A 26,703-nucleotide genomic window follows, 5' to 3' on the forward strand; every position below is an offset into this window, starting at 1 on the left:
ATGCCTCTATATCAACGATCCGCCGTACGAGAGGAGATCGTCTCGTACGGCGGAATCGACGGATTACGTCATCTGCGCGGCTGGGCGTCCAGCACCTGCTGGAGCGCCTCGAACTCCTCGACGCACTTTCCGGAGCCGAGCGCCACGCTGTCCAGCGGGTCCTCGGCGATGTGGATCGGCATGCCGGTCTCCCGGCGCAGCCGCTCGTCGAGGCCGCGCAGCAGGGCGCCGCCGCCGGTGAGGACGATGCCGCGGTCCATGATGTCGCCGGAGAGTTCCGGCGGGCACTTGTCCAGCGTCGTCTTCACGGCGTCGACGATGGCGTTGACGGGCTCCTCGATCGCCTTGCGTACTTCGGCGGCGGAGATGACGACGGTCTTGGGCAGCCCGGAGACGAGGTCCCGGCCGCGGATTTCGGTGTGTTCGTCAGCATCGAGGTCGTACGCCGAACCGATCGTGATCTTGATCTGTTCGGCCGTGCGCTCACCCAGCAGAAGGGAGTACTCCTTCTTGATGTGCTGGATGATCGCGTTGTCCAGCTCGTCGCCCGCGACGCGGATGGACTGGGCGGTGACGATGCCGCCGAGGGAGATGACCGCGACCTCCGTGGTGCCGCCGCCGATGTCCACCACCATGTTGCCCGTGGCCTCGTGGACCGGCAGGCCGGAGCCGATGGCCGCGGCCATGGGCTCCTCGATGATGTGCACCTGGCGGGCGCCGGCCTGGGACGACGCCTCGATGACGGCACGGCGCTCGACGCCCGTGATCCCCGAGGGCACACAGACGACGACCCGCGGCCGGGCCAGATACCGCCGCTTGTGGATCTTCAGAATGAAGTAGCGGAGCATCCGCTCGGTGATCTCGAAGTCGGCGATCACGCCGTCCTTCAGCGGACGTACGGCGACGATGTTGCCCGGCGTGCGCCCGATCATCTTCTTCGCCTCGGCGCCGACCGCGAGAATCCCACCGGTGTTGGTGTTGATCGCGACGACGGACGGCTCGTTGAGTACGATCCCGCGACCCCTGACGTACACCAGCGTGTTGGCGGTCCCGAGGTCGACAGCCATGTCACGGCCGATGAACGACATTGAGTTCCCCATCAGGATTCGTCTGGCCTTCCTGCTCGCTTTTGAGGGCTTTTCAGGTCGGCGTGGTGGGTGCTGTGACGTGAAGGTCTCCATCGTAGACGCGCCTTCACGGACCCTGTGTGAGGGTCTCCGCCATTGTCAGCAGATGAAGTGCGGGTTCGCTTCTGGAGACGGGCGTTCGGGGAGGCTCGTTCCCTCGATCGCCGCTCACATGCCAGGAAAGTCCGGGAGGGGACCCCCGGACTTCCGTGCGGCTTGCGGCGAAGAGTAATCGGTTACGCGCGGCCGGGGAAGAAGATCTTCACCTCGCGTTCGGCGGACTCCTCCGAGTCCGAGGCGTGGATCAGGTTCTCCCGGACGATCACACCGAAGTCGCCCCGGATGGAGCCGGGCGCGGCGGCGATCGGGTCGGTCGGGCCGGCCAGCTGGCGCACGCCCTCGATGACCCGCTCGCCCTCGACGATCATGGCGACGACGGGACCGGAGGACATGAAGGCGACCAGCGGCTCGTAGAACGGCTTGCCCTTGTGCTCGCCGTAGTGCTGCTCCAGCGTGTCCTGGTCCAGCTCGCGCAGCTCCAGCGCGGTGATCGACCAGCCGGCCTTGCGCTCGATACGGCTGATGATCTCGCCGGTCAGGCCGCGACGGACGGCGTCGGGCTTGAGGAGGACGAGGGTGCGCTGGGTCACGGCAGGACTCCTTACCTACAGGTGTGCGGTGGCACGAGGCTACAGGGCGCTCACCGGCGTCCGTTACGCAGCGTCAGCCCGGAGCCCGGTGGCAGCGCTCAGGCGGGGTCGGCCTGGGACTCGTCGTTCATCGCCGCGAAGCGTGCCTTCGCCTCGTCCACCTTCCGGCCGAAGTGGACCGAGGCCCACCACAGGCCGGCGAACATCACGCCGAGGAGGAACATCAGGGGCAGCACGAACCCGGCGGCGATCAGGCCGGCCTGGAGCGCCCAGCCGAGGGCGACACCGCCCGGCCGGGTCACCAGACCGCACAGCAGCAGGCACAGGCCCATGGCGATCCCGCTGACCGTCCACACCGTCCCCATGGACAGGTCCGGTTCCTTCATCGCCACCAGCCCGGCGAAGCCGATGATGAAGAACTCGGCGATCAGGGTCGAGGAGCAGAGCGTACGCATCGTGTGAAGGTCACTTCCCCAGGAGGAGGCGGGCCTCGCCCACCGTGATGACGGAACCGGTGATCAGCACACCACCGCCCGCGAACTCGCCCTCCTCCTCGGCCAGCGTGATCGCTGCCTCGAGGGCGTCCGGCAGGCGCGGCTCGACCTGGACGCGGTCCTCGCCGAAGACCTCCACGGCGATGGCGGCCAGCTCGTCGGCGTCCATGGCGCGATGGCTGGAGTTCTGGGTGACGACGATCTCCGCGAAGACCGGTTCGAACGCCTCCAGCAGCCCGCGTACGTTCTTGTCGCCGCTCGCCCCGACCACGCCGATCAGCCGGCTGAAGTCGAACGCCTCGCCGATCGCCTCGGCGGTCACCCGCGCGCCCGCCGGGTTGTGCGCGGCGTCCAGCACGACGGTCGGCGAGCGCCGTACGACCTCCAGGCGGCCCGGCGAGGACACGGCCGCGAACGCCTTGCGCACGGTGTCGATGTCCAGCGGCTCGGCGCGCTGCGCGCCGACCCCGAAGAACGCCTCGACCGCGGCCAGCGCCACTGCGGCGTTGTGCGCCTGGTGGGCGCCGTGCAGCGGCAGATAGACCTCGGGGTACTCCCCGCCGAGCCCGCGCAGCGTGAGCAGCTGCCCGCCGACGGCCACCTGACGGGCGACGACCCCGAACTCCAGGCCCTCGCGGGCGACCGTGGCGTCCACCTCGACGGCCTTCTTCAGCAGCACCTGCGCCGCGTCCACCGGCTGCTGGGCCATGATCACGGTCGCGCCCTGCTTGATGATCCCGGACTTCTCCCCCGCGATCTCGCCGGGCGTCTCACCGAGGCGGTCGGTGTGGTCCAGGTCGATCGGCGTCACCACGGCCACGTCCGCGTCGATCACGTTCGTCGCGTCCCAGGAGCCGCCCATGCCGACCTCGACGACCGCCACGTCGACCGGCGCGTCCGCGAACGCGGCGTACGCCATGCCGGTGAGCACCTCGAAGAAGGACAGGCGGTACTCCTGCTGGGCGTCGACCATCTCGACGTACGCCTTGACGTCGTCGTACGTCTCGATGAACCGCTCGGCCGAGATCGGGGCGCCGTCCAGGCTGATGCGCTCGGTGATCGACTGCACATGCGGGGAGGTGTAGCGGCCGGTGCGCAGCTCGAAGGCGCCGAGGAGGGCCTCGATCATGCGGGCCGTCGACGTCTTGCCGTTGGTGCCGGTGATGTGGATCGAGGGGTACGTCCGCTGCGGCTCGCCCAGGACGTCCATCAGCGCGGCGATACGGCGGACCGAGGGCTCCAGCTTGGTCTCGCCCCAGCGGGTGGCGAGGTCCGCCTCGACCTCGCGCAGGGCCTTGTCGACCTCGGGGTCCTCGGGGCGCGCGGGGACGTCGGCCTGCGGGGGGCCGCCCTGGGTGCGCAGGGTGCGGCTGCCGGCCTCGATGACGGCGAGATCGGGGTCGCGGTCGGTCTCGGCCGAGATGATCTCGTCGAAGGTGTCGAGAGGGTCGGGCTGGTCGTCGCTGGGGTGGGTCACAGGGCCAGTCTACGGAGCGGGACTGACAGTGCCTAAGCAGGTGGGGCTCATACCGCCCGGCGGGCGCGGGGTCGCACGTGGTTGATCGCGCGGTTCCCCGCGCCCCTTCAGGGCGTCACTGCTGAGGCAGCTTCTCCAGCTGGCTCTGGATGCGGGCGATGTCCTCGTCGGCCTTGGCCAGGCGGGTGCGGATCTTGTCCACCACCTGGTCCGGGGCCTTGGCCAGGAACGCCTCGTTGCCGAGCTTGGCGGTGGCCTGGGCCTTCTCCTTCTCCGCCGCCGCGAGGTCCTTGGCCAGGCGCTTGCGCTCGGCCGCGACGTCGATGGTGCCGGAGAGGTCGAGGGCCACCTCGGCGCCCGCGATGGGCAGGGTCGCCGTCGCCGTGAAGCCGTCGCCCTCGGGCTGGAGGCGCAGCAGCTGGCGGATGGCGGCCTCGTGGGGCGCCAGGGCCGTGCCGTCCAGGGTGAGGCGGGCCGGGACGCGCTGGCCGGGCTGAAGGCCCTGGTCGGCGCGGAAGCGGCGGACCTCGGTGACGACCTGCTGGAGGTTCTCGATCTCGGCCTCGGCGGCGTCGTCGCGGAACCCGCTGTCCTTCGGCCAGTCGGCGATCACGATGGACTCGCGGCCGGTCAGCGTGGTCCACAGCGTCTCGGTGACGAACGGCATCACCGGGTGCAGCAGACGCATCAGCACGTCCAGGACCTCGCCGAGGACCCGGCCGGATGCCTCGGCGCCCTCGCCGCCCGCCATGAACGTGGTCTTGGACAGCTCGACGTACCAGTCGAAGACCTCGTCCCACGCGAAGTGGTACAGCGCCTCGCTGAGCTTGGCGAACTGGAAGTCGTCGTAGTACGCGTCGACCTGGGCGACCGTCTTGTTCAGCCGGGACAGGATCCAGCGGTCCGTCGCCGACAGGCGCTCGGCCGGGGGCAGCTCACCCTCGACCGTGGCGCCGTTCATCAGGGCGAAGCGGGTGGCGTTCCAGATCTTGTTGGCGAAGTTCCGGGACGCCTGGACCCAGTCCTCGCCGATGGGCACGTCGGTGCCCGGGTTGGCGCCCTTGGCGAGGGTGAAGCGGACGGCGTCGGAGCCGTACTTGTCCATCCAGTCCAGCGGGTCGACGACGTTGCCGAAGGACTTCGACATCTTCTTGCCGCGCTCGTCGCGGACCAGGCCGGTCAGGGCGATGGTCTTGAACGGGACCTCGCCGTCCATGGCGTACAGGCCGAACATCATCATCCGGGCGACCCAGAAGAAGATGATGTCGTGGCCGGTGAGCAGGACGTCGGTGGAGTAGAACTTCTCCAGGTCCGGGGTCTTCTCCGGCCAGCCGAGGGTGGAGAACGGCCACAGGCCGGAGGAGAACCAGGTGTCGAGGACGTCGGTGTCCTGGTGCCAGCCCTCGCCGGTGGGCGGCTGCTCGTCCGGGCCGACGCAGACGATCTCGCCGTCCGGGCCGTACCAGATCGGGATGCGGTGGCCCCACCACAGCTGGCGCGAGATGCACCAGTCGTTCATGTTGTCGACCCAGTCGAAGTAGCGCTTCGACATGTCGGCCGGGTGGATGGCCACGCGGCCGTCGCGGACCGCGTCACCGGCGGCCTGGGCGAGCGGGGCGACCTTGACCCACCACTGCATGGACAGGCGCGGCTCGACCGTGGTCTTGCAGCGGGAGCAGTGGCCGACCGAGTGCAGGTACGGGCGCTTCTCGGCGACGATCCTGCCCTGGGCGCGCAGGGCGCCGACGACGGCGGAGCGGGCCTCGAAGCGGTCCTGGCCGAGGAAGGGGCCGTGGACCGTGATGACGCCGTGCTCGTCCATGATCGTCATGGAGGGCAGGTTGTGGCGCTGGCCGATCGCGAAGTCGTTCGGGTCGTGCGCGGGCGTCACCTTGACGGCGCCCGTGCCGAACTCGGGGTCGACGTGGGTGTCGGCGACGACGGGGATCGTACGGTCGGTCAGCGGGAGCTTGATCTGCTTGCCGACGAGGTGCCGGTACCGCTCGTCGTCCGGGTGGACGGCGACCGCGGTGTCACCGAGCATCGTCTCCGCGCGGGTGGTGGCGACGACGAGGGAGTCCTCGCCCTCGCCGTACCGGATCGACACCAGCTCGCCGGCGTCCTCCTGGTACTCCACCTCGATGTCGGAGATGGCGGTGAGGCAGCGCGGGCACCAGTTGATGATGCGCTCGGCGCGGTAGATCAGCTCGTCGTCGTAGAGCTTCTTGAAGATGGTCTGGACGGCGCGGGACAGGCCCTCGTCCATGGTGAACCGCTCGCGCGACCAGTCGACGCCGTCGCCGAGGCGCCTCATCTGGCCGAGGATCTTGCCGCCGTACTCCTCCTTCCACCGCCAGACGCGCTCGACGAACTCCTCGCGGCCCAGGTCGTGGCGGGACTTGCCCTCCTCGGCGAGCTGCTGCTCGACCTTGTTCTGGGTGGCGATACCGGCGTGGTCCATGCCGGGCAGCCACAGCGACTCATAGCCCTGCATGCGCTTGCGGCGCGTGAGGGCGTCCATGAGCGTGTGCTGGAAGGCGTGGCCCAGGTGGAGGCTGCCGGTGACGTTCGGCGGGGGGATGACGATGGTGTACGGGGTCTTGTCGCTGGCCGCGTCGGCGGTGAAGTAACCCTTGTCTACCCAGCGCTCGTACAGCGTCCCCTCTACCTCGGCCGGCGCGTACTGGGTCGGCAGTTCGGTGATGGGCGCGTGTGGCTGCTGCTGAGTGTTCTCGGTCACGGGCTCAGTTTAGAGGTGTCACGGGCCGGTCCCGAAACTCGATTGGTTTGTAACGGTGCGGACCCCGCTGCGCTGTGCTCCCTGTGTCTGGGCCAGGATGTCTGAAACGCATAAGCATCTGGAGGGGAACCCAGTAATGAGCTACAACCAGCCGGGCCCGTACGGCGGGCAGCCCCAGCAGCCGGGCCCGTACGGCGGGCAGCCGCCGCAGCAGCCTGGTCCGTACGGCCAGCAGCCGCAGGCGCCCCAGCCCGGCTACGGCTACCCCCAGCAGCCGGCCGCGCCTCAGCCGGGCTACGGCTACCCCCAGCAGCAGCCGGTGCCCCCGCAGCAGGGCTACGGCCAGCAGCCCCCCTACGGCCAGGCCCCCTACGGCGGCGTCCCCCAGCCCCCGGCCCCGGCCGGCGGCAAGAAGAAGACGGGCCTCATCATCGGCGCGGTCGCGGTGGTCGCGGCGATCGCGGTGGGCGCGTACTTCGTCCTGGCCGGCGGCGGAAGCGGCTCGGACATCGCGGACGACGGTCCGCACAAGCTGACGACGCCGGACGTGGTGCTGACCGAGTACAAGAAGGACGAAGGCGACTCCGGCACCATGACGAAGGACGACGTCAAGGACGCCGAGAAGTGGGGCGTGAAGAACCCCACCGATGTCAGTGCCAACTACATGGCGGGCGACAAGGACAACCCGCTCTCCCAGAGGATGCTCAGTTTCGGTGGCGTCTACGGAGAGATCGAGGACCCCGAGAAGGTCGTCGACGCCTTCCTGGCCTACATGAAGTCTGAAGGCATGAAGGAAGACGACAAGGACATGAAGGTCACCATGATCGGTGAGCCGAAGTCCTACGACAACGCCGAAGGCGCGGTCATGAAGTGCCAGGACGCCAAGATGGAGCCGGAGGAGTCCGGCCAGGGCCCCAGCGAGATGCACATCACCTACTGCGCCTGGGGTGACCACAGCACGCTTGGCCTCGTGGCGCCCATCGACCTGGCCAACCTCGCCTCGGGGAAGAAGTCCGACCCTGCGGCGGCGGCCGACATCACGGCCAAGTTCCGCAAGGAAGTCCGCGTCAAGGCCTGACGCCGACGACACGCCGTGCCCTGAGGGGCAGGGGCTCCTCCCCGCGTGCGACAGCGGGAAGGGAGCCCCTGCCCCTTTCACGTCGGCTCAGGCGCGGCTGCAGGCCGCGCTAGCGTGACTTCCTCGGACGCCGAGCGCGATGAGGCTCGTGTTGCACCAGATCGTGCCCCCCATCGAGCCGTCGGTGTCGCAGGCCGCCCTGACGCGCGGTCCGATCTCGTAGCCCTTGCCCCTCAGGTATTCGACGCAGTCGATCTGGTCCGCCTGGGCAGGGGCCGCCGTCATCAGCGGGACGACTCCCGCGGCCGCGACCACGGTCAGCGCCGTGATGGCACGCCTGATCTTCATCTGTGTTCCTCCCGATTTCATGCTCGATCGCACGGTCACGCGAACTGGCGATCGATTTGGTCGGGAGTTACTCGATCATGAAGTGCGGTCGTCGCAACACAAGTCAGGGTGCGCTTGGCCGATCTGTGCTGGTTAACGGCCGGGCCAGGACACGCAGAAACCCGGCACTCAAGGTGAGTGCCGGGTCTCTGTACCAGCGACTACGCCGACTTCTGTTCGCCCGTCCCCCGGCCCCGGGCCTCCCTCGGGATGAGGGTGGGGTTGACGTTGGAGTGGACGACGTCTGCGGTGATGACGACCCTGGCGACGTCCTTGCGGGAGGGGACCTCGTACATGACCGACATGAGGACCTCCTCCATGATGGCGCGGAGGCCGCGGGCGCCGGTCTGGCGGAGGATGGCCTGGTCGGCGATGGCTTCCAGGGCCTCGCGCTCGAAGTCCAGTTCCACGCCGTCGAGTTCGAAGAGGCGCTGGTACTGCTTGACGAGGGCGTTGCGGGGTTCCACCAGGATCTGGAGGAGGGCTTCCCTGTCCAGGTTGTGGACCGAAGTGATCACCGGGAGACGGCCGATGAACTCCGGGATCATGCCGAACTTGACCAGGTCCTCGGGCATGACGTCCTCGAACTGGTCCTTGGCCTCCAGCTCGCGCTTGGAGCGGATCGTGGCGCCGAAGCCGATGCCCTTGGCGCCCGCCCGGGACTCGATGATCTTCTCCAGGCCCGCGAAGGCACCGCCCACGATGAACAGGACGTTCGTCGTGTCGATCTGGATGAACTCCTGGTGCGGGTGCTTGCGGCCGCCCTGCGGCGGGACCGAGGCCGTGGTGCCCTCGAGGATCTTCAGCAGGGCCTGCTGGACGCCCTCGCCCGACACATCGCGGGTGATGGAAGGGTTTTCACTCTTCCTCGCGACCTTGTCGATCTCGTCGATGTAGATGATCCCGGTCTCGGCCTTCTTGACGTCGTAGTCCGCCGCCTGGATCAGCTTCAGCAGGATGTTCTCGACGTCCTCGCCCACATACCCGGCCTCCGTCAGCGCGGTCGCGTCGGCGATGGCGAACGGGACGTTCAGCATGCGCGCCAGGGTCTGCGCCAGGAGCGTCTTGCCGGAGCCCGTGGGGCCGAGCAGCAGGATGTTGGACTTGGCCAGCTCGATGGCGTCCTCGCGGCTGCTGCCGCCGCCGTTCTCGCCGGCCTGGACGCGCTTGTAGTGGTTGTAGACCGCGACGGAGAGCGCCTTCTTGGCCGCCTCCTGGCCCACCACGTAGCCCTCGAGGAACTCGTAGATCTCCCGCGGCTTCGGGAGCTCCTCCCAGCGCACCTCGCTGGTCTCGGCGAGCTCTTCCTCGATGATCTCGTTGCAGAGATCGATGCACTCGTCGCAGATGTACACACCAGGGCCTGCGATGAGCTTCTTGACCTGCTTCTGGCTCTTGCCGCAGAACGAGCACTTGAGCAGATCGCCGCCGTCACCGATGCGTGCCACGGTGTGCTTCCCCTTCGCCTGGGAGACGCCTGGACGCTTTCGCCTCCAGCGGCTCCTGGTGCTGCCTTAATCCGACGGTACCTTGCCGAGCCCCCCGTTCGGGCCCCCCTTGGCACGGTTCACTTTGACGTGCACCTTGTCGCACACCGGGTGAAACCATGCCAAGGGGCGGCAGACGATACTCCTGTGTCCGCGTCAGCGGACAGCGGCGTTGTTCATCTTCCGGGTGGAGATGATCTGGTCGATCAGGCCGTAGGACAGCGCGTCCTCGGCCGTGAGGATCTTGTCGCGCTCGATGTCCTCGCGGATCTTCTCGATCGGCGTGGTGGAGTGCTTGGCCAGCATCTCCTCCAGCTGGGCACGCATCCGCAGGATCTCGTTCGCGGCGATCTCCAGGTCGGAGACCTGACCGCGGCCCGTCTCGCTGTACGGCTGGTGGATCAGCACACGGGCGTTCGGCAGCGCCATGCGCTTGCCGGGCGTACCGGCGGCGAGCAGGATCGCGGCGGCGGAGGCCGCCTGACCCATGCAGACCGTCTGGATGTCCGGCTTGACGAACTGCATCGTGTCGTAGATCGCCGTCAGCGCGGTGAAGGAACCACCGGGGCTGTTGATGTAGACCGAGATGTCCCGGTCGGGGTCCATCGACTCCAGGCACAGCAGCTGCGCCATGACGTCGTTGGCGGAGGCGTCGTCGATCTGCACGCCGAGGAAGATCACACGCTCCTCGAAGAGCTTCGCGTACGGGTCGTACTCGCGGATGCCCTGCGAGGTGCGCTCGACGAAGCGCGGGATCACGTAGCGGGACTCGGCGGCCGGACCGGTGTACTCGGCGCGCGTGCGGTCGTACAGGCCGCTGCCGGGGAAGTCGTTCACTGTCTGTCTCCTAGGGGCTTCAGGCGGTCGGCTGGGGGCTCTACGGGGTCTCAGGCCCCGGTGCCGCCGCCGCCCGGCATGCCGGCGGCCGTGGCGATGACGTCGTCGATGAGGCCGTACTCCTTGGCCTCGAAGGCGTCGAACCAGCGGTCGCGGTCAGAGTCGCGGGTGATCTGCTCGACCGACTGGCCGGTGTGCTGGGCCGTGAGCTCGGCCATGCGCTTCTTGGTGTGCAGCAGCCGCTCGGCATGGATCTTGATGTCCGAGGCCGAGCCGGCGAGGCCGGCGGAGGGCTGGTGGATCAGGATCTCGGCGTTCGGCAGCGCGAAGCGCTTGCCCGGGGTGCCGGCGCTGAGCAGGAACTGCCCCATGGAGGCGGCGAGGCCCATGGCGATCGTCACCACGTCGTTCTTGATGTACTGCATGGTGTCGTAGATCGCCATGCCGGCCGTGATCGAGCCGCCGGGGCTGTTGATGTACAGGTAGATGTCCTTGTCCGGGTCGGCGGCAAGGAGCAGCAGCTGCGCGGTGATCTTGTTCGCGATGTCGTCGTCGACCGGCTGGCCGAGGAAGATGATCCGCTCGTTGAGCAGTCGGTTGTAGACATGGTCGCCGAGGCCACCGCCGATGGAGGGCTCGCCGGCGGCGGAGGGCATCAGATTCGTCAACGTATCCACCTGCTCGTCTTGCGACGGCGCCGGGCCGTCTCACGTGTACTACGTATTCATGGACCCTAACGCCGTAGCCCGCTTGGGGAATCCCGGTAATGGGAGTGTTCGCCGGGGGCGTAGCCGGGTCCGGACCCAGGTAGCGAACGGACCCCGAGTACCAAACTACTCGGGGTCCGTCCTGGGTGATCAGAGGTGCCGTACGGAGGCTCAGGCCTCCGGCTTCTCCTCGGCCTCGGCCTCGGCGGACTCGGCGGCGGCCTCGTCCTCCTCGTCGTCCAGGTCGATGATCTCGCCGTTGGTGTCCTTGACGGTGGCGGCCTCGACGACGACGGCCAGGGCCTTGCCGCGGGCGACCTCACCGACGAGGAGCGGGACCTGGCCCTGCTCGACGACGGCCTGGGCGAACTGGTCCGGGGACATGCCGGAGGAGGCGGCGCGGCGCATCAGGTGCTCGGTGAGCTCGTCCTGGTTGACGTTGAGCTTCTCCTGCTTGACCAGCTCGTCGAGGACGAACTGGGTCTTGATGCCCTTGACCGCGGCCTCGCGGGTCTCGTTCTCGAACTCCTCGGCGGTCTTGCCCTGGATCTCCAGGTACTTGTCGAGGGTGAGGCCCATCTGGCCGAGCTGGTGGTGCTCGAGGTTGTGCTTGCGGGTGTTGATCTCGTCCTCGAGCAGCTTCTCGGGGACGGGCACCTCGACGAGCTCCAGCAGCTTCTCCAGGACGCGCTCCTGGGCCTGCGTGGCCTGGTCGAACTGCTTCATGTTCTCCAGGCGCTTGCGGCTGTCGGCCCTGAGCTCGTCCAGGGTGTCGAACTCGGACGCCATCTGCGCGAAGTCGTCGTCCAGCTCCGGCAGTTCGCGCGCGGCGACCTGGGTGACCTTGACGGTGACCTCGGCCTCCTTGCCGGCCGCGGAGCCGCCCTTGAGCTCGGAGGTGAAGGTGGCCTCGCCACCGGCCTCCAGGCCCTTCACGGCGTCGTCGATGCCCTCCAGCAGCTCACCGGAGCCGATGGTGTAGGAGACGCCGTTGGCGATGCCGTCGGCGAGGACCTCGCCGTCGACCTTGGCCTCGAGGTCGATCGTGACGACGTCGCCGTCCTCGGCGGCGCGCTCGACCGGGGAGGTGGAGGCGAAGCGCTCGCGCAGCTGCTGCACGGACTTCTCCACGTCCTCGTCGGTGACCTCGACGGCGTCGACCTCGACCTCGATGCCGGAGTAGTCCGGGATCTCGATGGCGGGGCGGATGTCGACCTCCGCGGTGAAGTTCAGCGTCTCGCCGTCCTTCAGCTCGGTGATGTCGACCTCGGGCTGGCCCAGGACGGAGAGCTCGGCCTCGTTGACGGCGGCCGTGTAGAACTTCGGAAGCGCGTCGTTGACGGCCTCCTCCAGCACGGCACCACGGCCGAACCGCTGGTCGATCACCCGGGCGGGGATCTTGCCCTTGCGGAAGCCCTTCACCGTGACCTGCTGGTTGATCTTCTTGTACGCCGCGTCGAGGCTGTCCTTGAGCTCCTCGAAGGGCACCTCGACAGTGAGCCGAACCCGGGTCGGGTTCAGGTTCTCAACGGCGCTCTTCACGGTTCGGTCTCCTTGATGGCTGACTTCTGGGTTCTGCCGGAGCCAGACGGGTCCGGCGGATTCGCCGCCCGGAGAACGTCGTGAGAGACATACGGGCGCGCAGCTTGCATAGTAACCGCAGCCGACGGACGCCCCAAAAGGCGATCACCGAGGTGATCGCGCCGGTGGGTCGTGCGGGTGGTCGGGGTGGCGGGATTTGAACCCACGGCCTTCCGCTCCCAAAGCGGACGCGCTACCAAGCTGCGCCACACCCCGTCTGGTGCGACACGTAGGGTACATGCCCGCAGGCAGCGGGGCCGCCGCATTTCCCCCACGGCTCGCGGGCGAGCGCGTCCAGGGGGAAGGGGTGTGCGGCCAGGGGGTGCGACCCGCTACGATGCCTGCAGTGCCGCGGCCCTCGGACCTGCGGCGCGTCCTGTGCGGGCGTAGCTCAATGGTAGAGCCCTAGTCTTCCAAACTAGCTACGCGGGTTCGATTCCCGTCGCCCGCTCTGTGTGCCGAAGGCCCAGGTGGAGGGTTTCCCTCACCTGGGCCTTCGGTCGTTTTCGGAGGAGGTCGTTCCCGGAGGCGGCCGGTCCGTCGGCCGGGCGGTCACAGGGTGGTGACGTCGACCGTGTAGACGGAGCGGGCGCCGTAGGGAACGTAGAGGGCGTCGCCGATGAGGAGGGGGCGGGCGCCGGGGGTGGTGAGGGAGACCGTGGCCTCGTCGAAGCCGGGGCGGGTGGCCTCGACCTCGCCGGTGCTCCGGTTCATCGCGGAGATGCGGCCGCTGGTGGAGGCGACGTAGACGTGGGTGCTGGAGACGGCCGGGGGGCCGGGGTTCTCCACGGTCGAGTTGTTCTCCCAGAGCCGGCGGCCGGTAAGGGGGGAGAAGGCGCGCAGGGTGCCGCTGCTCCAGGTCAGGTAGAGGGTGCCGTCGACGACGTACGGCGTGTAGCCGTCGGCCGGGGCGGGTGAGAGCCGGGGGCGGGAGATCTCGCGGGTGTCCGGGTCGATCAGGGTGAGGACGGGTCGCCGGGGGTCGTCGTCGGCCAGCACCAGGCGGCCGCCGGCCTCGCCCAGGATCTGCCGGCCGCCCTCGAGGTCGAGGGTCCAGCGGGCCTCGCCGGTGGCCGGATCGAGGCGGACCACGGTGGTGCGGGTGGTGTCCTCGCGGCCCTCGGAGTCATGGAGGACCAGGTAGGGCACCCCGGCCACCGACTCCAGCAGCTGGCTGTCGGTGTCCGGCGTCGGCTGCCGCCAGCGGACGTCGCCGGTGTCGGCGTCGAGCAGCGCGTAGGACTCGGCGTAGTCGCCGTAGAGCGTGATGACACCCTCGCGGACGACGGCGGTGTTCTCGGGGGCGGCGGCGAGCGAGTAGTCGCCCTCGCCGATCACGGTCCGCCAGTTCACCTTGCCGGTGGCGGCGTCCAGGGACTGGACCGTGCAGCGCTTGGGCGGACCGGTCGTGACGTCGGTGGGCTGGTCGACGCCGTAGGCGAAGACGTCGCCCCCATGGATGCCGAGGATCGCTCCCTGGTCGCCGTAGCCGCCGCCGGGGGTGGTGTTGACGTGCCGGGCCCAGGGCCTGCCGCCGTCGGACAGGTTCCAGCCCGCGGCCATCAGGTCGTCTCCGGCGCAGACAAGGTTCTTCCCGGTCGTCTCGCAGTTCCGGAAGGGCATGCCGGCCCCCCGCATCGGTCCCACCGCCGCGGCACGCCAGGGTTTCCAGCCCTCGGGCAGGTCGCTGACGCCCGCCTGGGCGCCGTAGCCGGTGGAGGAGGACGCGGTCCCGGTGCGCAGGCTGAGGATGCCCGCGGCCACGGCGACCAGCGCCACGGCGGCGGCGCCCCAGCCGAGCACCAGCCGACGCCGGCGTCGGCGGTCGCGTGCCGGTGTGAGGGCCTTGGGCGCCGGTGCCGCTCCTGGTGCGCCCGCGGGCCTGGCGGCGTCGGCCTTGCGGACCGTGTCGGCGTCGGGCCACTCCGACAGGGCCGGGGGGGCGTGCCACTGCCCCGGGGCGGACGTCCTCGCCCCGGCGGGGGCGTCCGAGGGTTCCGCCTCGGCGGAGGGTGCGCGTTCCACGCCGGACATCGTCAGCAGTTCATGGGCCGTCGGCCGGGCCTCGGGGCTCTTCTCCAGACAGGCGCGGACGAACGGGAGCAGTTCGGCCGGCACGTCGGCGAGGTCGGGCTCGCCCTCGACCACGCGGATCGCCGTCTCGTAGGGGCTGGGGCTGTCGAAGGGGCCCCGGCCGGTCGCGGCGTAGGTCAGGACCGCGCCGAGGGAGAAGACGTCGGCGGCGGGGCCGACGTCGTGGGGCGCGGAGAACTGCTCGGGGGACATGAAGGGCGGTGTGCCCATGACGCGGCCGGTCTGGGTGAGCGCGTCGGCCGGGGCGAAGTCGGCGGCGCGGGAGATGCCGAAGTCGATGACGCGGGGGCCGTCCTCGGCGAGCATCACGTTGGCGGGCTTGAGGTCGCGGTGGACGACGCCCGCGCGGTGGATGTCGCGCAGGGCCTCGGCGAGGCCGGCGGCCAGTTCGCGCAACCGCCCGAGCGGCAGCGGGCCGTGCGCGCGGACGTGGGAGCCGAGGGTCTCTCCGGGTATGTAGAGCGTGGCCATCCAGGGCCGCGGCGCGTCGGCGTCGGCGTCCACCACGGCGGCGGTGAAGGCGCCGCTGACCCGGCGGGCGGCGGCGAGTTCACGCCGGAAGCGGGTGCGGAACTCCTCGTCGTCGGCGTACTGGTCGTGCACGACCTTGACGGCCAGGCGCCGTCCGGACGCGGAGCGGGCGAGGTACACCACGCCCATTCCGCCCGACCCGAGGCGGTCCTCCACGAGGTAGCCGCCCACCTCCACCGGGTCCGAACCGCGCAGCGCCATCCCTCTGACTTCCCCCGTTCCGCTTCGCCCGGCGGGCGATCCCGGACGAGCGTAACCGGACCCGTCCGTGCGGGCGGGCCGGCGGGGTGGCGGGCGGCCGTACGCACCTCGGGAGTGGCCGTACGCACCTCGGAAGTGGCCCTACGCACCTCGGGAGTTGCCCTACGCACCTCGGAAGTGGCCCTACGCACCTCGGAAGCGGTCTTACGCGCCCCGGACGCGGCCCGACGAGCCTTTAGGGGGCCGTGCCCGCCGCGGAAGCGGCCGTCCCCGCCTCAGAAGCTGATCGCGCTGATCGATTCCGCTATCGAGTCGAGGAAGCGGTTGATCGACGGGGCCATGCCGGTCGAGGCGAGGAAGAAGCCGAAGAGGACCGCGACGACGGCGGGGCCGGCCTTGAGGGAGCCGCCTCGTACGAGCACCACCAGGATGATCGCCAACAGCAGTACCACTGACAGCGAAATGGCCACGACTGATCACACCCCTGGGTCGGTCGACTCTCCCGCCGGAGGCACTGCCCCGTGGGGCCCCGGCTGAACCATCGTGTCACCAAAGGGCCGTGGCGGCGGGGGTGACGGCGCGGCGGCGCGCACCGTCCGCCGCCGGTGATCGGCCTTGTCACGCACGGAAATTCGAGCATCTACCCGCACGGTGAATTCTCACACCTTCCCGCGCCCCTTCATCGGCGCACTGTTTGCATGCTCACATTGCGATATCCGCACATCGAGTTCACAGGTAATGCGAATTCGTCCGGGGGGTTTTACGGAGGCGCGGAAGCATCGCTAGGGTGCCTGGGATGTTCCACGCTGCCACGTCCCCCACAAGTGCAGTACCGAGCCTTCGTCCGTCGAACCCCCCACGGCGCGACGCGTTCTTCGACAACGCCAAATACCTGGCGATCGTGCTGGTGGCCATGGGTCACGCCTGGGAGCCGCTGAAGGACGGCAACCGGGTTCTGGAGGGCGCGTACATGCTGGTCTACGCGTTCCACATGCCCGCGTTCATCGTCGTCTCCGGTTACTTCTCGCGCGGCTTCGACATGAGTCCCGGCCGGGTCCGGCGGCTGGTGACGGGTGTTCTCGTGCCGTATCTCGTCTTCGAGACGGCGTACTCGCTCTTCAAGCGTTTCGCCGGTCACGATCCCGCGCAGCCGGTGTCGCTGCTCGATCCCTGGTATCTCACGTGGTTTCTGGTCGCGTTGTTCGTGTGGCGGCTCACGACCCCGCTGTGGAAACTGGTCCGGTACCCGCTCGCCGTGGCGCTCGTCGTCGCGATGCTGGCGTCCGTCACGCCGGAGATCGGTGACGACCTCGATCTCCAGCGGGTGTTGCAGTTCCTGCCGTTCTTCGTGCTGGGGCTGTGTCTGGAACCCGGGCATTTCCGGTGGGTGCGCCGGCGTTCGGTGCGGATCGCGGCGGTGCCGGTGTTCGCGGCCGCGTTCGCGGTGGCGTGGTGGAGCGTGCCGCGGATGAACTCCGGGTGGTTCTACCACCGCGACTCCGCGCAGGAGTTGGGGGCGCCGTGGTGGTGCGGGCCGGTGATGGTGCTCGCGCTGTTCGGCTGCTCGGTGCTGCTGACGGCCTGCTTCCTCGCCTGGGTGCCGGGGCGCCGGCTGTGGTGCACGGGGCTCGGCGCGGGCACGCTCTACGGCTATCTGCTGCACGGCTTCGTCACCAAGTCCGCCGAGTTCTACGGCTGGTACGACGCCGCCTGGCTGCACGGCCCGCTGGGTGCGGCCCTGGTCACGCTGCTCGCGGGCGCCGGGGTCACACTGCTGTGCACTCCGCCGGTGCGGCGGGTCTTGCGGTGCGTGATGGAGCCGCGGATGGCGTGGGCGTTCCGGCGGGACGCCGTGGAGACGGCCAGGGAGCGGGAACGGACGCGGGAGCCGGAGCGGGTGCGGGAGCCTGTCTGAGAGGCCCGTCACAGGCCGAGCAGAGACCGCATCCGCGCGTACTTCGCGGTCAGCCGCACTCGTGTCGCCTCGTCCAGGACGGCCAGCCGCGCCGGGTCCGCGTTGTGCGCCAGGTCGGCCTGCTTGACCAGCAGCGCCCCCGGCGTGGCGAGGATGCGCCCGGCGTACTCCTCGGGGCTCTCGCCGGCCCGCTTGGTGACGGCGAGCACGATGTCCTTGGTACGGCGGCTCAGGGCCGCCTCCCCGAGCCACCGCTCCGACAGCGCGTCGTCCTCGACGGCGTCGTGCAGCCAGGCCGCCGCGATCTGGTCGGCGTCGCCGCCGCGCTCGCGCACGCCCGCCGCGACGGCGGCCAGGTGCTCGGCGTAGGGCCGCCCGGCCTTGTCGGTCTGCCCCTCGTGGGCGGCGCGGGCCAGGGCCTCGACCTCGGTGAGCGTCAGCACCGTACACACACTCCTCAGGACGACTGGGCCGTCGGGCCCTCGCGGCAGATCAGCAGCAGGGCCCGGTCGTCGTTGACGTCCTTGGCGACGGCCTCGATGAGATGCCAGGCGGCGCCGCGGAAACCGGCGGCGACATAGCGGTCGGCCTCGCCGGTGAGCCGGTCGATGCCCTCGACGATGTCCCGCTCGGACGTCTCCACCAGGCCGTCGGTGAACAGCATCAGCACGTCCCCGGGGCGCAGCACGCCCTTCACGGGGTCGAACTGGGCCCCGTCGTACACCCCCAGCAGCGGGCCCTCCGCCGCCTTCTCCTCCCAGCGGCCGCTGCCCGCGCTGAGCTGGAGGCCCGGCGGGTGCCCGGCGGAGTAGAGCTCGTAGTCGCCGGAGTCGAGGTCCAGGACCAGGTGGATGGAGGTCGCGAAGCCCTCCTCCCAGTCCTGGCGCAGGAGGTAGCCGTTGGCGGCGGGGAGGAAGGCGTGCGGGGGCAGGGAGCCCAGCAGGCCGCCGAAGGCGCCGGACAGCAGCAGGGCGCGCGAGCCGGCGTCCATGCCCTTGCCGGAGACGTCGGTGAGGACGACCTCCAGGGTGCGGCCCCCGTTGGTGCGGGCCGCGACGACGAAGTCGCCGGAGAAGGACTGGCCGCCCGCGGGCCGCAGGGCCATCTCGTGGTGCCAGCCGCGTGGCAGCTTGGGCAGCCTGCTCTGGGTGCGGATGCGCTCGCGCAGGTCGAACAGCATGGTGCCGCCGCGCCGCCAGGGCACGCCGACCCGGCTGCGGAACTGGGCGATGAGCAGCCCGAAGAACCCGCAGGCGGCGACCACCAGGACCACGCCGGGGGTGACCCGCGAGCTGCCCTGGGTGTAGGGCCCGAGCTGGACCGACTCCACGATCAGCGCGGTCGCCGCGGCCGCGTACAGCCCCAGCAGGCTCGCCGGGCGCAGCAGCAGCCCGCCCGCCACGATGGGCAGCACCAGCGCGGCCGGCGAGAACCACACCGGGTTTGCCAGGGTGCCGGCGGCGATCAGCGGGACGGTCAGCAGCAGGCCGGCCAGGGCGACCCAGTCGGAGCCGTCGCCGCGGAAGTAGTCGACGGCGTTTCTGCGCAGGGCGACGCGGACCCGGTGCCACTGCATCCGCAACCGGGCCGGGACCGTCTCGGCGGCGGTGCGCCGCGTTCGTCCTGCTGCCATCAGTCCGGGACCCTATCCACCCGACCGGCCCCATGGCACGGGAGGTCCCACTTGTCCCCCGTCCGAGACCGCGCGCCGCGTCCTCCTCGTCGTGGCTCTCAGTGAACTCCACGGGCGGCGAAACCGTGGCGGGCCCACGGAAATTGGGTGGCTCGTCCCGCATTGCGCTGGTAGGGATGGCCCCATGGCGACTGACAGTGCGGGCACCGGCCCGGTGCCGGAGATGCGGGAACTGCGCGAGGGCGACTGGGATCCGTGGTATGGGAATCTGATCCGCGCCTTCGGCGGGGCCCAGGAACCGGCCGAGGAGCGGGAGCTGTGGAACGCGCTCGCCGCACCGCGCCACCGCTTCCTCGGCCTCTGGGACGGGCCGGACTGCGTGGGCACGGCCGGGGCGTTCGCGTTCCGGGTGACGGTGCCGGGCGGCGCCTCGGTGCCCGCGGCGGGCATCACCACGGTGAGCGTGGCGGCCACCCACCGCAGGCGCGGTCTGCTGACGGCGATGATGCGCCGGCAGCTGGACGACATCCGGTCCTGGGGCGAGCCGCTGGCCGTGCTGACGGCATCGGAACCGGACATCTACGGCCGCTACGGGTACGCCGCGGCCACGTTCCAGCTCGGCGCGGACATCGACACCAGCCGGGTGCGGCTGTCCGTGCCGGACGGTACGGACGACGTACGGCTCAGGTACGCGGCGCCGGGTGAGGTGCTCGACGCGTGCGAGGCGGTGTACGCCCGTCTGGTGCCGGGGCGGCCCGGAATGCTCGCCCGGCAGCCGGGCTGGGAGCGGCTGGGGGTGCTGGACCCCGAGGAGCACCGGGACGGCGGTTCGCCGCTGCAGTGCGTGGTGGCCGAGCGGGACGGCCGGATCACCGGGTACGCCCGGTTCCGCACGAAGATGGACTGGGGTCCGTCCGGGCACAACGGCACGGTCACGCTGTCGGACCTGGCGGGCGAGGACCCGGCGAGCCAGGCGGCGCTGTGGCGGTTCCTGTTCGGGATCGACCTGATGACCCGGCTGGTGGTGCGGGGGCGGCCGGTCGACGAGGCGTGGCAGTACCAGGTGTCCGACATCCGGCGCTGTCTGCTGCAGAAGCGGGACCAGCTGTATGTGCGGCTGGTGGACCTCGGCGCGGCGCTCCAGGCGCGCACGTACCAGGCGCCGGTGGATGTGGTGTTCGCGGTGGAGGACGCGTTCTGCCCCTGGAACGAGGGGCGTTGGCGGCTGTCGGGCGATCCGAAGGGTGCGGCCTGCGAGCGTACGGCGGACGCGGCCGATCTCTCCCTGTCGGTACGGGAGCTGGGGGCGGCCTACCTCGGCGGTGTGAGTCTGTCGGCGCTGGCCGCGGCCGGGCGGGTGCGCGAGCTGCGGGAGGGGGCGCTGGCGGAGGCGTCGGTGGCGTTCGGCTCGCCGGTGGCCCCGTGGCTGCCGCACGGCTTCTGAGCCGTCAGGCGCGCTGGCAGCCGGGGCACCAGAACAGGTTGCGGGCGGCGAGGTCGGCGGTGCGGACGGCCTCGCCGCAGATGTGGCAGGGCAGGTTCGCCCTGCGGTAGACGTACACCTCGCCGCCGTGGTCGTCGACGCGCGGCGGGCGGCCCATCGCCTCGGGGGTGTGCTCGGGGCGGACGGTGTCGATGCGGTTGTGGCGCACGCCCTCGCGCATCAGGGCGGCCAGGTCGGTCCAGATCGCGTCCCATTCGGCGCGGGTGATGTCCTTGCCCGCGCGGTAGGGGTCGATGCCGTGGCGGAAGAGGACCTCGGCGCGGTAGACGTTGCCGACGCCCGCGATGACCTTCTGGTCCATCAGCAGGGCGGCGATCGTGGTGCGGCTGCGGGAGATCCGCCGGTGGGCCGCGTCCGGGTCGGCGTCCTCGCGCAGCGGGTCGGGGCCGAGCCGGTCGTGTATCGCGCGCTTCTCGCCGTCGGTGATCAGGGCGCAGGTGGTGGGGCCGCGCAGATCGACGTAGGAGGTGCTGTTCGCCAGCCGCAGCCGGACCGTGTCCGTGGGCGGGGGCGCGGGCGCGTCACCGAAGGCGACCTTGCCGAACAGGCCCAGGTGGATGTGGACCCAGTCGGTGTCGCGGAAGCCCAGGAAGAGGTGCTTGCCGTGGGCGTCGGTGCGGGTGAGCTCCGAGCCGTCGAGCAGGGCGGCGGCGTCGGAGAACTTGCCCTGGGGGCTGGTGACCCGGGGGGCCGTGCCAAGGAAGCGGGCGGCGTAGTCGTACGCCAGCCGGTGGATCGTGTGCCCCTCTGGCACGGCTCGTGGTTCCTCTCAGCCCCCGAGGGCGTCGTTCCTCGTCGTCAGTCCTGCTGCGGGTGGTGCGCCGGGATGGGGGGCAGGTCGCCCGTGGTCTCGTAGGCGGAGAGCATGTCGATCCGGCGGATGTGGCGCTCGTCGCCCGAGAACGGCGTGTTCAGGAAGGTCTCGACGAACTTCGTCGCCTCCTCCTGGGTGTGCATGCGCGCACCCACCGCGACGACGTTGGCGTTGTTGTGCTGCCGCCCCAGGGCCGCCGTCTCCTCGCTCCAGGCGAGGGCCGCACGCACGCCCTCGACCTTGTTCGCGGCGATCTGCTCGCCGTTGCCGGAGCCGCCGATCACGATGCCGAGGGCGCCCTCGTCCGCGGCGGTGCGCTCCGCGGCACGGAGGCAGAAGGGCGGGTAGTCGTCCTGGGCGTCGTAGATGTGGGGGCCGCAGTCGACGGGCTCATGCCCGGCCGCCTTGAGCCACTCGACGAGGTGGTTCTTGAGTTCGAAGCCCGCATGGTCGGAGCCGAGATACACGCGCATGGGAGGAGTGTGTCATGCGCGTCCGGGGGGCGGGTTCGCAGGTGGGACGGCCGTCAGTGTGACAAAGACTACAGAACCTCAGGAAAACCTCAAATAACGATACGGAATCAAAGGTTCACGAATCTCGTTACCTCGGATTCACTGGACCGACTCGTGCACCGCTCTGTGATTGCGCACGAGAACCCGCTCCCCCGGCGCAAAGGAAATCCATCCAATGACCTCGCAGCCGAACCCGTCCAAGACCGCGAACGGCGACCCCGGTTCCGGACTCCAGGCGGGTCTCAAGAACCGGCATCTGTCGATGATCGCCATCGGCGGTGTGATCGGTGCCGGCCTGTTCGGCGGTTCCGCCGCCGGCATCAAGGCGGCCGGCCCCGGCATCCTCCTGTCCTACGCGCTCGTGGGCGCGATGGTCGTCTTCGTGATGCGCATGCTCGGCGAGATGTCCGTGGCGAACCCGACCTCCGGTTCGTTCTCCGCCCACGCCGACCGGGCGCTGGGCCGCTGGGCCGGCTTCTCGATCGGCTGGCTGTACTGGTTCTTCTGGGTCGTCGTGCTCGCCGTGGAGGCGACCATGGGCGCCGACATCCTCAACGGCTGGATCCCGGCCGTTCCGCAGTGGGCCTGGGCGCTGATCGTGATGGTCGTGCTGACCGCCACCAACCTGGGCTCGGTCGCCTCCTACGGCGAGTTCGAGTTCTGGTTCGCCGGCATCAAGGTCGTCGCCATCGCCGCCTTCATCCTGATCGGCGGGCTCGCGATCTTCGGCGTGCTGCCGGGCGCGGACAGCTCCACGGCCGGGCTGAGCAACCTCACCGAGCACGGCGGGTTCCTGCCCAACGGCTACGGCGCCATCCTCACCGGCATCCTGATGGTCGTCTTCTCCTTCATGGGCAGCGAGATCGTCACCCTCGCCGCCGGTGAGTCGCAGGACCCGCGGCGCGCGATCCGCAAGGCCACCAACAGCGTGATCTGGCGTGTCGGCACCTTCTACCTCGGCTCGATCCTGGTCGTGGTCTCGCTGCTGCCGTGGAACTCCCCCGAGCTCCAGAAGGACGGCTCCTACGTCGCGGCGCTCGACTCGATCGGCATCCCGCACGCCGGTCAGATCATGAACGTCATCATCCTGACCGCGGTGCTGTCCTGCCTCAACTCCGGCGTCTACACCGCCTCCCGCATGGCCTTCTCGCTCGGTGAGCGCGGGGACGCGCCGAAGGCGTTCGCCCGGACCAACGCCAAGGGCGTCCCGCAGGCCGCGATCATCGGCTCCGTGATCTTCGGGTTCGTCGCCGTCTTCTTCAACTACAAGTGGCCCGACACGGTCTTCCTGTTCCTGCTGAACTCCTCGGGTGCGGTCGCGCTCTTCGTCTGGCTGGTCATCTGCTTCTCGCAGCTGCGCATGCGGAAGATCATCCTGCGCGAGGCGCCGGAGAAGCTGCTCGTGAAGATGTGGCTGTTCCCGTACCTGACCTGGGCGACCATCGGCATGATCTCGTTCGTGCTGGTCTACATGCTCTTCGACGAGACCGGGCGTGACCAGGTGCTGCTGTCGCTGCTCGTCGCCGCGCTGGTGGTCACCGTCGCCGTGGTCCGGCAGAAGACGGGCGCCGGACGTCCGGCCGCCGCCGTGGAGGCCGCCGCCGAGCCGGCCGACAAGGTCACGACCGGCTGAGACCGCCTGTGACACGAACAGGCCCCGCGGCAGTGCTGCCGCGGGGCCTGTTCCGTAGGGGCTTGAGGCCGGAGCCGGTGGCTCAGCGCTTGACGAGCCTCCAGGCGGCGGGCAGCAGGCCCATCGCCAGGGCGGCCTTGAGCGCGTCGCCGATCAGGAACGGGGTCAGGCCCAGCTCGACGGCGGTCGCGGCGGGGATGTCGGCGGCCAGCGCCAGGTAGGGCACGCCGACGGCGTAGATGATCGCCTCGCCGAGCAGCATCGCGCCGGCCGTGCGCAGCATCGTGCGGTCGGCGCCGCGGCGGGCCAGGGCGCCGACGACGGTGGCGGCCAGGATCATGCCGAGGACATAGCCGAACGACGGGGCGGCGGCGCCCGAGCCGCCCTCCGCGAACCACGGCACACCGGCGATGCCGGCCAGCGCGTACAGCGCGAGGGAGAGGAAGCCGCGGCCGGCGCCGAGGGAGGTGCCGACGAGCAGCGCGGCGAAGGTCTGGCCGGTCACCGGGACCGGGGAGCCCGGCACGGGCACGGCGATCTGGGCCGCGAGCCCGGTGAGCGCGGCGCCGCCGACGACGAGCGCGATGTCGCGGACGCGGGTGGCGGCACCGCCCGCGCGGAGCGTGGGGGAAGGGAGCAGGTCGGCGAGGACCTGGCCCGGGCGGGCGGGGGCGACGGCAGCGGTGCTCATGGGGACTCCGCGGGGAGATGAGGGCAGTTCGGGACACCGTGACGCTATCCCAGCGCCGCGGAGGCGATCACCGTCAGCGCTCGACAAACGCCGGATCACGGGCTTGGTGGACTCCCGACAAAGGGACGACCCCGGCGTGACACCGGTCACTGAGGCAGCGGGTGTCCGGTCACAGGGCGGGGCTGTAGGGTCCCACCAAAAGGCGGAGGGACGGAGTCCCGGCCGAGCGGTGAGCGGACCCTCACCCTCCGCACCCGCCGCGTCCGGATGGTGGTCGGCGCTCACCGCTCAGCGGAGAGGCTGACCACACTGTGGACGTTTCGCCGTTGTCCCGTCTCACCACCTGGACGAGCCGCTCCCATGTCCCACCCCGCCACCGAGGCCACCACCGAGGCACCGCCGCAGGCGGACGCCTCCTCGCCCCTGTCCCACGGACTGAAGCAGCGCCATCTGTCGATGATCGCCCTCGGCGGTGTCATCGGCGCCGGCCTGTTCGTCGGTTCGGGCGCGGGCATCGCCGCCGCCGGCCCCTCGATCGTCCTCGCCTACACCCTCTCCGGCCTCCTGGTGATGCTGGTGATGCGGATGCTGGGCGAGATGTCGGCCGCCTATCCGTCCTCCGGTTCCTTCTCGGCGCACGCCGAGCGGGCGTTCGGCCCCTGGGCTGGCTTCACCGCCGGCTGGTCGTTCTGGGTGCTGCTGTGCACCGCCGTCGGCCTGGAGGGCATCGGCGCGGCGAAGATCGTCACGGGCTGGCTGCCGGGCACCCCGGAGTGGGCCTGGGTGGCGCTGTTCATGGTGGTCTTCTGCGGGGCGAACCTGGCGGCGGTGAAGAACTTCGGCGAGTTCGAGTTCTGGTTCGCGGCGATGAAGGTCGGCGCGATCAGCCTGTTCCTGGTGCTCGGCGGGCTCGCCATCTTCGGCCTGCTGCCCGGCACCGACTCCCCCGGCACCTCGCACCTCACCGACTTCTTCCCCGGCGGCGGCGAGGGCCTGATCATCGGCCTGCTCGCGTCCATCTTCGCCTACGGCGGACTGGAGACGGTCACCATCGCGGCGGCCGAGTCCGAGGACCCGGTCAAGGGCGTGGCCACGGCGGTCCGCACGGCGATGTGGCGCATCGCGCTGTTCTACGTCGGCTCGATGGCGGTCATCGTGACGCTGGTCCCGCGGGACTCCGCGGCCCTGGTCGAGGAGGGCAAGGGCGCCTACTTCGCCGCCCTCGACACCCTCGGCATCCCCGGCGCCGCCCAGCTGATGAACGTCGTCGTGCTGGTGGCCCTGCTGTCGGCGATGAACGCCAACATCTACGGCTCCTCGCGCATCGCCTACTCCCTGGTGCAGCGCGGGCAGGGTCCGAAGGCACTGGCGAAGGTGTCCGGCGGGGTGCCGCGGATCGCCGTGCTGGCCTCCTGCGTCTTCGGGTTCGTCTGCGTGGCGCTCAACTACTGGCGGCCCGAGGACGTGTTCCCCTGGCTGCTGAACATGATCGGCGGGGTCATCCTGGTCGTCTGGTTCTTCATCGCGGCCTCGCAGCTGAAGCTGCGCCGCCGGCTGGAGCGGGAGGCGCCGGAGAAGCTGGTCGTGCGCATGTGGGCGTTCCCGGTGCTGACCTGGGTGGCGCTGGCCGGCATGGTGGCCGTGTTCGTGCTGATGGCCCGTGAGCCGGACACGCGGGTGCAGCTGTACTACACCGGCGGCATGACGCTGTTCCTGGCGGCCGTCGGCTACGGCTGGCAGAAGACCCGCGCCAGGAGCTGACGCCCTCCGCCGCGGCCCCCGCGACACAAAAGCCCCCGTGTGATCCACACGGGGGCTTTTTGCTGCTAGCTTGTTATTGCGAACTAGTTGCAATAAGAGCGGAGGGGACCCGCCATGCCCGTCTACACGCTGCCTGAACTGCCCTACGACTACTCCGCGCTCGCGCCCGTGATCAGCCCGGAGATCATCGAGCTGCACCACGACAAGCACCACGCGGCCTATGTGAAGGGCGCCAACGACACGCTGGAGCAGCTCGCCGAGGCGCGCGACAAGGAGCAGTGGGCGGCGCTGAACGGGCTGGAGAAGAACCTGGCCTTCCATCTGTCCGGGCACATCCTGCACTCGATCTACTGGCAGAACATGACCGGTGACGGCGGCGGCGAGCCGCTGGCCGTGGACGGCGTGGGCGAGCTGGCCGACGCGATCACCGAGTCCTTCGGCTCCTTCGCCGCGTTCAAGGCCCAGCTGTCCAAGGCGGCCGCGACCACGCAGGGCTCCGGCTGGGGCGTGCTCGCCTACGAGCCGGTCAGCGGGCGGCTGATCGTCGAGCAGGTCTACGACCACCAGGGCAACGTGGGCCAGGGCTCGACCCCGATCCTGGTCTTCGACGCCTGGGAGCACGCCTTCTACCTCCAGTACAGGAACCAGAAGGTCGACTTCATCGAGGCCATGTGGCAGGTCGTCAACTGGCAGGACGTGGCCCGCCGTTACGAGGCCGCGAAGTCCCGCGCGGATGTGCTGCTGCTCGCTCCCTGAGCGACCGGGATGTCCTGCTCGTGATCGTCTTCTCACCGCTGATCGGGCAGGCTGATGAAAAGAGGAAGGGCCCCACGGGGAGGACGTGACTCC

General features: G+C 70.0%; 23 protein-coding genes and 2 tRNA genes. 7 read left to right on the top strand and 18 right to left on the bottom strand.

The features are described 5' to 3' along the window. Window positions 1-68: 68 nt before the first annotated feature. The 5 genes from ACSU6M_RS11640 to ACSU6M_RS11660 all read right to left on the bottom strand — a co-directional run bounded on the left by ACSU6M_RS11640 (window position 69) and on the right by ACSU6M_RS11660 (window position 6,488). Complete coding sequence (locus ACSU6M_RS11640) at window positions 69-1,088, bottom strand: rod shape-determining protein (protein ID WP_004931372.1); 1,020 nt, start codon at window positions 1,086-1,088, stop codon at window positions 69-71. Window positions 1,089-1,363: 275 nt separating this feature from the next. Beyond that, window positions 1,364-1,777 carry a nucleoside-diphosphate kinase gene (gene ndk, locus ACSU6M_RS11645; RefSeq protein ID WP_399641489.1) on the bottom strand — a complete coding sequence of 138 codons (414 nt, stop codon included), beginning with the start codon at window positions 1,775-1,777 and terminating at the stop codon, window positions 1,364-1,366. A 98-nt stretch (window positions 1,778-1,875) separates the two neighbouring features. Beyond that, window positions 1,876-2,232: a DUF4233 domain-containing protein gene (locus ACSU6M_RS11650; RefSeq protein ID WP_437069330.1), complete on the bottom strand. Its 357-nt coding sequence runs from the start codon at window positions 2,230-2,232 to the stop codon at window positions 1,876-1,878. A gap of 10 nt (window positions 2,233-2,242) precedes the next feature. Further along, window positions 2,243-3,748, bottom strand: a complete 1,506-nt coding sequence (folC, locus tag ACSU6M_RS11655; protein ID WP_437069332.1) for a bifunctional tetrahydrofolate synthase/dihydrofolate synthase — start codon at window positions 3,746-3,748, stop codon at window positions 2,243-2,245. Between the two features lie 115 nt (window positions 3,749-3,863). Next, window positions 3,864-6,488 (bottom strand): valine--tRNA ligase, encoded by a 2,625-nt coding sequence (locus ACSU6M_RS11660; RefSeq protein WP_437069333.1) that lies wholly within the window; start codon window positions 6,486-6,488, stop codon window positions 3,864-3,866. A 136-nt stretch (window positions 6,489-6,624) separates the two neighbouring features. Between ACSU6M_RS11660 and ACSU6M_RS11665 the strand changes: the two genes are divergently transcribed. Next, window positions 6,625-7,566, top strand: coding sequence for a hypothetical protein (locus ACSU6M_RS11665; RefSeq protein WP_437069334.1), 942 nt, complete (start codon window positions 6,625-6,627; stop codon window positions 7,564-7,566). 87 nt (window positions 7,567-7,653) lie between these two features. On the opposite strand, the gene ACSU6M_RS11670 is transcribed toward ACSU6M_RS11665, so the two are convergent. The 6 genes from ACSU6M_RS11670 to ACSU6M_RS11695 all read right to left on the bottom strand — a co-directional run bounded on the left by ACSU6M_RS11670 (window position 7,654) and on the right by ACSU6M_RS11695 (window position 12,781). Further along, window positions 7,654-7,914 carry a hypothetical protein gene (locus ACSU6M_RS11670; protein WP_437069335.1) on the bottom strand — a complete coding sequence of 87 codons (261 nt, stop codon included), beginning with the start codon at window positions 7,912-7,914 and terminating at the stop codon, window positions 7,654-7,656. A gap of 200 nt (window positions 7,915-8,114) precedes the next feature. After that, window positions 8,115-9,401 (bottom strand): ATP-dependent Clp protease ATP-binding subunit ClpX, encoded by a 1,287-nt coding sequence (clpX, locus tag ACSU6M_RS11675; RefSeq protein WP_437069337.1) that lies wholly within the window; start codon window positions 9,399-9,401, stop codon window positions 8,115-8,117. Between the two features lie 195 nt (window positions 9,402-9,596). Continuing rightward, window positions 9,597-10,277: an ATP-dependent Clp protease proteolytic subunit gene (locus ACSU6M_RS11680; protein ID WP_437069339.1), complete on the bottom strand. Its 681-nt coding sequence runs from the start codon at window positions 10,275-10,277 to the stop codon at window positions 9,597-9,599. 50 nt (window positions 10,278-10,327) lie between these two features. Further along, window positions 10,328-10,933, bottom strand: coding sequence for an ATP-dependent Clp protease proteolytic subunit (locus ACSU6M_RS11685; protein WP_052032545.1), 606 nt, complete (start codon window positions 10,931-10,933; stop codon window positions 10,328-10,330). Window positions 10,934-11,155: 222 nt separating this feature from the next. Next, entirely contained in the window at window positions 11,156-12,526 is a 1,371-nt protein-coding gene (gene tig / locus ACSU6M_RS11690) for a trigger factor (protein WP_437069341.1), read from the bottom strand. 178 nt (window positions 12,527-12,704) lie between these two features. Continuing rightward, window positions 12,705-12,781 (bottom strand) — tRNA-Pro (locus ACSU6M_RS11695). A 164-nt stretch (window positions 12,782-12,945) separates the two neighbouring features. Here ACSU6M_RS11695 and ACSU6M_RS11700 point away from each other — a divergent pair. Beyond that, a tRNA-Gly gene (locus ACSU6M_RS11700) sits at window positions 12,946-13,016 on the top strand. A gap of 101 nt (window positions 13,017-13,117) precedes the next feature. Here the strand turns inward: ACSU6M_RS11700 and ACSU6M_RS11705 are convergent. Further along, complete coding sequence (locus ACSU6M_RS11705) at window positions 13,118-15,391, bottom strand: serine/threonine-protein kinase (RefSeq protein ID WP_437069342.1); 2,274 nt, start codon at window positions 15,389-15,391, stop codon at window positions 13,118-13,120. Between the two features lie 275 nt (window positions 15,392-15,666). Further along, window positions 15,667-15,861: a hypothetical protein gene (locus tag ACSU6M_RS11710; protein ID WP_437069344.1), complete on the bottom strand. Its 195-nt coding sequence runs from the start codon at window positions 15,859-15,861 to the stop codon at window positions 15,667-15,669. A gap of 326 nt (window positions 15,862-16,187) precedes the next feature. On the opposite strand from ACSU6M_RS11710, the gene ACSU6M_RS11715 reads away from it, so the two are divergent. After that, window positions 16,188-17,306 carry an acyltransferase family protein gene (locus ACSU6M_RS11715; RefSeq protein ID WP_437069345.1) on the top strand — a complete coding sequence of 373 codons (1,119 nt, stop codon included), beginning with the start codon at window positions 16,188-16,190 and terminating at the stop codon, window positions 17,304-17,306. 8 nt (window positions 17,307-17,314) lie between these two features. Here ACSU6M_RS11715 and ACSU6M_RS11720 read toward each other — a convergent pair whose 3' ends face one another. Further along, a complete protein-coding gene (locus tag ACSU6M_RS11720) occupies window positions 17,315-17,758 on the bottom strand; it encodes an HD domain-containing protein (protein WP_437069347.1) in 444 nt (147 codons plus the stop codon). A 5-nt stretch (window positions 17,759-17,763) separates the two neighbouring features. Continuing rightward, window positions 17,764-18,939, bottom strand: a complete 1,176-nt coding sequence (locus ACSU6M_RS11725; RefSeq protein WP_437069348.1) for a PP2C family protein-serine/threonine phosphatase — start codon at window positions 18,937-18,939, stop codon at window positions 17,764-17,766. A gap of 184 nt (window positions 18,940-19,123) precedes the next feature. On the opposite strand from ACSU6M_RS11725, the gene ACSU6M_RS11730 reads away from it, so the two are divergent. Then, entirely contained in the window at window positions 19,124-20,383 is a 1,260-nt protein-coding gene (locus ACSU6M_RS11730; RefSeq protein ID WP_437069350.1) for a GNAT family N-acetyltransferase, read from the top strand. 4 nt (window positions 20,384-20,387) lie between these two features. Here the strand turns inward: ACSU6M_RS11730 and ACSU6M_RS11735 are convergent, their stop codons facing one another. Together ACSU6M_RS11735 and ACSU6M_RS11740 are read right to left on the bottom strand one after the other, a co-directional pair. Beyond that, entirely contained in the window at window positions 20,388-21,197 is an 810-nt protein-coding gene (locus tag ACSU6M_RS11735) for an Fpg/Nei family DNA glycosylase (protein ID WP_437069352.1), read from the bottom strand. Between the two features lie 44 nt (window positions 21,198-21,241). Beyond that, the gene (locus tag ACSU6M_RS11740) at window positions 21,242-21,730 is read right to left on the bottom strand and encodes a ribose-5-phosphate isomerase (RefSeq protein ID WP_437069354.1); all 489 of its coding nucleotides are present in this window, start codon (window positions 21,728-21,730) and stop codon (window positions 21,242-21,244) included. A gap of 214 nt (window positions 21,731-21,944) precedes the next feature. Between ACSU6M_RS11740 and ACSU6M_RS11745 the strand changes: the two genes are divergently transcribed. Then, on the top strand, window positions 21,945-23,402 hold the full coding sequence (locus ACSU6M_RS11745; protein ID WP_437069356.1) for an amino acid permease: 1,458 nt from the start codon (window positions 21,945-21,947) through the stop codon (window positions 23,400-23,402). Between the two features lie 82 nt (window positions 23,403-23,484). Here ACSU6M_RS11745 and ACSU6M_RS11750 read toward each other — a convergent pair whose 3' ends face one another. Beyond that, the gene (locus ACSU6M_RS11750) at window positions 23,485-24,093 is read right to left on the bottom strand and encodes a biotin transporter BioY (protein ID WP_437069358.1); all 609 of its coding nucleotides are present in this window, start codon (window positions 24,091-24,093) and stop codon (window positions 23,485-23,487) included. Window positions 24,094-24,453: 360 nt separating this feature from the next. On the opposite strand from ACSU6M_RS11750, the gene ACSU6M_RS11755 reads away from it, so the two are divergent. Beyond that, entirely contained in the window at window positions 24,454-25,854 is a 1,401-nt protein-coding gene (locus ACSU6M_RS11755; RefSeq protein ID WP_437069360.1) for an amino acid permease, read from the top strand. Window positions 25,855-25,968: 114 nt separating this feature from the next. Beyond that, complete coding sequence (locus ACSU6M_RS11760; protein ID WP_437069362.1) at window positions 25,969-26,610, top strand: superoxide dismutase; 642 nt, start codon at window positions 25,969-25,971, stop codon at window positions 26,608-26,610. Window positions 26,611-26,703: the final 93 nt, after the last annotated feature.

It is taken from the genome of Streptomyces sp. enrichment culture (assembly GCF_964272895.1).
GTDB lineage: Bacteria > Actinomycetota > Actinomycetes > Streptomycetales > Streptomycetaceae > Streptomyces.